A 3516-nucleotide genomic window follows, 5' to 3' on the forward strand; every position below is an offset into this window, starting at 1 on the left:
ATTATTTGGCTATGCTAGGGTATCAACCAATCAGCAACTTTTAGACCTACAGATAAAACGTTTAAAAGATGCCGAGGTAAAAGAATCAAGAATATTCCATGATAAAGCAACAGGTAGTAACTTAGACAGAGCGGGATTAAATAACTTATTGCATAAGGTAGAAGAAGGGGATATAATATTGATTACCAAGTTAGATCGTTTAGGCAGAGACACTGCCGATATGATTAACCTAGTTAGTCAGTTTGCTAAAATAGGTGTAGCTATGCGTTTTCTTGATGATGGTATTAGTACAGAAGGTAGCACAGGGAAAATGGTTATTACGATTCTTAGTGCAATAGCAGAAGCGGAGAGAGTAAGGATACTTGAAAGAACTAATGAAGGCAGGTTAGAGGCAAAAACTAAAGGTATTAAGTTTGGTCGCAACCGCATTATAGACAGACATAAATTATTACAATTAAGTACAGAAGGAATTAAAGGGGTAGCACTAGCTAAAAAAATGGGGGTAAGCCGTGCTGCTGTTTATAAAATTCTTAAAGAAGAAAAGCAGCGCGACACTAATGTGTGAGGCTCTGTTGCAAATAGAAAAATACTACCAAAATTCATGTAATTTTTTACGATGATATGCAAATTTCAAGACATAAATTTTAAGTAAAATTGCAAATTTGTGCTATTTGCAACAAAGCCCTATCCTACTCTTCTCTTCAGCACTGAAATTCCGTATCTGTTTTTTTGTCATTTTATCTCCTAAGTTATTTTTTTATTCTCACTTATTACCAAGATATACTAACTCTTTTTTTGTTCAGTTTCTTCAGTCCATTATACTTTATGCTGAAGTATTAGACATAATTTGGTGCTCCGCTATTATTATGAGTACTTATCTTTATAGCTAATTGACATGGCTTATTATTGGACTAAAGATCATAAATATTATAGATTAACTACTCAAGCTAATTTATTTGGTACTACTGACCTTATATGTAGCTGGGGTTCTTTGTACTCTAATAAAGGCAATTATAAAGTGATTCATTGCACTACCCAGCATGAAATGGATACGCATATTAAACGCATCTCTAAAATTAGAAAATCAAGAGGTTATCAACTAGCATTCCCTATTAAAGATTTGCCTAACACTCCTCAACGCAATCATATAGATAAAATAGCTGATACATTAAGTGCCTCAGATCAGTATAAAGTTATTAAGCGATATACAAAACCTGATTTTTACCATTTACCCGATAATACTACAAAACAAATTGGGGTATTTCTAGACACGGAAACTACCGGCTTATCACATGAAAAAGATAAAATACTAGAGCTTGGTATGGTAAAGTTTGAATATACTGAGGATGGACATATTTATCGTATACTTGATGAATTCAATCAATATCAAGATCCTAAGGAACCTATACCCTCACACATTACCGAACTAACCGGCATTACTGATGAAATGGTTCGAGGCAAGGCGATAGTTCAAGAAGAAGTGACGCAGTTTCTTGAAAATGTTGATATTATCATTGCTCATAATACTGCATTTGATAGACCTTTTTTTGACAAAATGTTTCCACACTTACCGCCTAAAGATTGGGGGTGCTCAAGAGCCGATATTGATTGGAAAGCTGAGAAAATAGAAAGCCACAAACTAGAATATCTTGCTTACAAGTATAATTTCTTTTATGAGGGACACAGAGCTGTGACAGATTGTCTAGCAGGCTTGCATTTACTTGCTCAAACCTTACCGATTGCTAAAACACTAGTATTAAAACAATTACTTAACAATTGCAGTAAAACGAGATTTAAGATTTGGGCAAAAAATGCTCCTTATGATACAAAAGATTTACTGAAAGCTAGAGGCTATCGCTGGTCCAATCATCCTCAAGATAATTATAAAGCTTGGATGATTGAAGTATTTGAAGATACTCTTGAAACAGAACTAGCATTCTTGCGTGTTGATATTTACAGCACACCTTGTAATATCCCAGTACAAACTATAAATCCTTGTGATAGATTTAAATCTTAAAAAGAATTAGTCACTTTATTACATAGTAACTTTATTACAATATAATTGTATACATATTAACAAAAATAACTACTGCATATGGTATATCAACAAAAACTCATTGTTAATATATATTGAGGATGCCAAGATAAAAAGACATGTTACTAAGTATTAATAATTTTATTAAAATAGAGGTTAATTATGGTTAAGAAATTATTATTTTTAATTTTATTATGTATTCCAATATTATCTGGATGTAAAGGCTCAAAACATCACAATGCAAAACACCAGTATAATGAGTATAAAAAAACTGAATGCGGCAATCCTCCGTCGCCATGCGTATATCGTCATGAACCACTTGTGACCCCATATACAGGTCCTTTAGTAAGTATTGATTGCCCGAAAGAGTCTCTCGGAGGTCATCATTCAAAACATCATGGAAAATACCATAAACAGCATCATACAAGCCATGATATGACAGTAGCATTACCACCAAAATATTTACAAGTTAAAGACTTCAAGGAATGTCTTGGAACAGAGCAAGTATCTATCCATACACAATATTGTATGCTGGGGCATAAACCTGAGCACTGTCCTTTTGACTCATGGCAGCAATTAGTCAAATTAGATTTGCCTAAATGTAAGGTTTAATGCCGAGACCAAATCTAGAACTCATGGTGATGCAGATACTGTTTTATTCATCTTAGTTTTATTTAAATTGATATAATCTACCTAGGTTTATAGTACTATCTTACTGTCCTGGGTAGATTATATCTCGCCTGATTTAGGTTGTTACTGCACATTCCATCACTTAAAGATACCAACTTGGTTGCATAAACCAGTTTTGTAGCTGTCATACCGTAGTCAAACTACTAGATAATAATGGCTCTGTTGCAAATAGAAAAATACTACCAAAATTCATGTAATTTTTTACGATGATATGCAAATTTCAAGACATAAATTTTAAGTAAAATTGCAAATTTGTGCTATTTGCAACAGAGCCATGCTACGTAATTATCAGGATGAGCTTTGATTGATGATTTAAAGCAACATAATGCAGATCTATAGAATTTTTGCTTATTTGGAGATTTGCGTAGTAACAGTAATTGCTTGCCTAGCTTTAGCCACACATCATCTTTACCGAGTTTTAAAAAACTTATTAATACTGTGATTGTTTTAGAGCTAAATAATTCTGATGATGATGATTGGTTATTATGCTCATGAGAATCATTAACGAATCTTGCAGCTCTAGATTCAGTTCTAGCTTTAGTTTTATATTTGGTACTTTTTTGTGAATGAGGTTTTTGTGGCAATGCACAAGAGCTGCTAGCGTTCCGAGAGGTAGCACGAGATAAAGCTTTGTGGGAATTAGCAAAAGAAGCCGGTACTACTCTACTATTATTGCCAACAAAATATTCTGTGATATATTCATAAATGACCTCATATTTATTTATGGGTTATTGCATTGACCAGTAGATACTCTCCTTGACCAAAATTTGAGTGTCTACTGGTTTTTCTTT

Annotated in this window: 4 protein-coding genes; 3 read left to right on the forward strand and 1 reads right to left on the reverse strand. The window is 33.4% G+C overall.

Features of this window, described 5'->3' with window-relative positions; translation table 11 throughout:
* From ACKTSD_RS07465 to ACKTSD_RS07475, 3 genes are all read left to right on the forward strand, one after another.
* Positions 1-565, forward strand: a 565-nt coding sequence (locus ACKTSD_RS07465) for a recombinase family protein (RefSeq protein WP_412708684.1), incomplete at its 5' end; no start/stop codon positions are given.
* Between the two features lie 330 nt (positions 566-895).
* Positions 896-2017: a 3'-5' exonuclease gene (locus ACKTSD_RS07470; protein ID WP_412708685.1), complete on the forward strand. Its 1122-nt coding sequence runs from the start codon at positions 896-898 to the stop codon at positions 2015-2017.
* A gap of 180 nt (positions 2018-2197) precedes the next feature.
* On the forward strand, positions 2198-2647 hold the full coding sequence (locus ACKTSD_RS07475; RefSeq protein WP_412708686.1) for a hypothetical protein: 450 nt from the start codon (positions 2198-2200) through the stop codon (positions 2645-2647).
* Positions 2648-2982: 335 nt separating this feature from the next.
* Here ACKTSD_RS07475 and ACKTSD_RS07480 read toward each other — a convergent pair whose 3' ends face one another.
* Positions 2983-3309 carry a hypothetical protein gene (locus ACKTSD_RS07480; protein WP_412708687.1) on the reverse strand — a complete coding sequence of 109 codons (327 nt, stop codon included), beginning with the start codon at positions 3307-3309 and terminating at the stop codon, positions 2983-2985.
* Positions 3310-3516 lie beyond the last annotated feature (207 nt).

It is taken from the genome of Candidatus Rickettsia kedanie (assembly GCF_045865205.1).
GTDB classification, from domain to species: Bacteria; Pseudomonadota; Alphaproteobacteria; order Rickettsiales; family Rickettsiaceae; genus Rickettsia; species Rickettsia australis.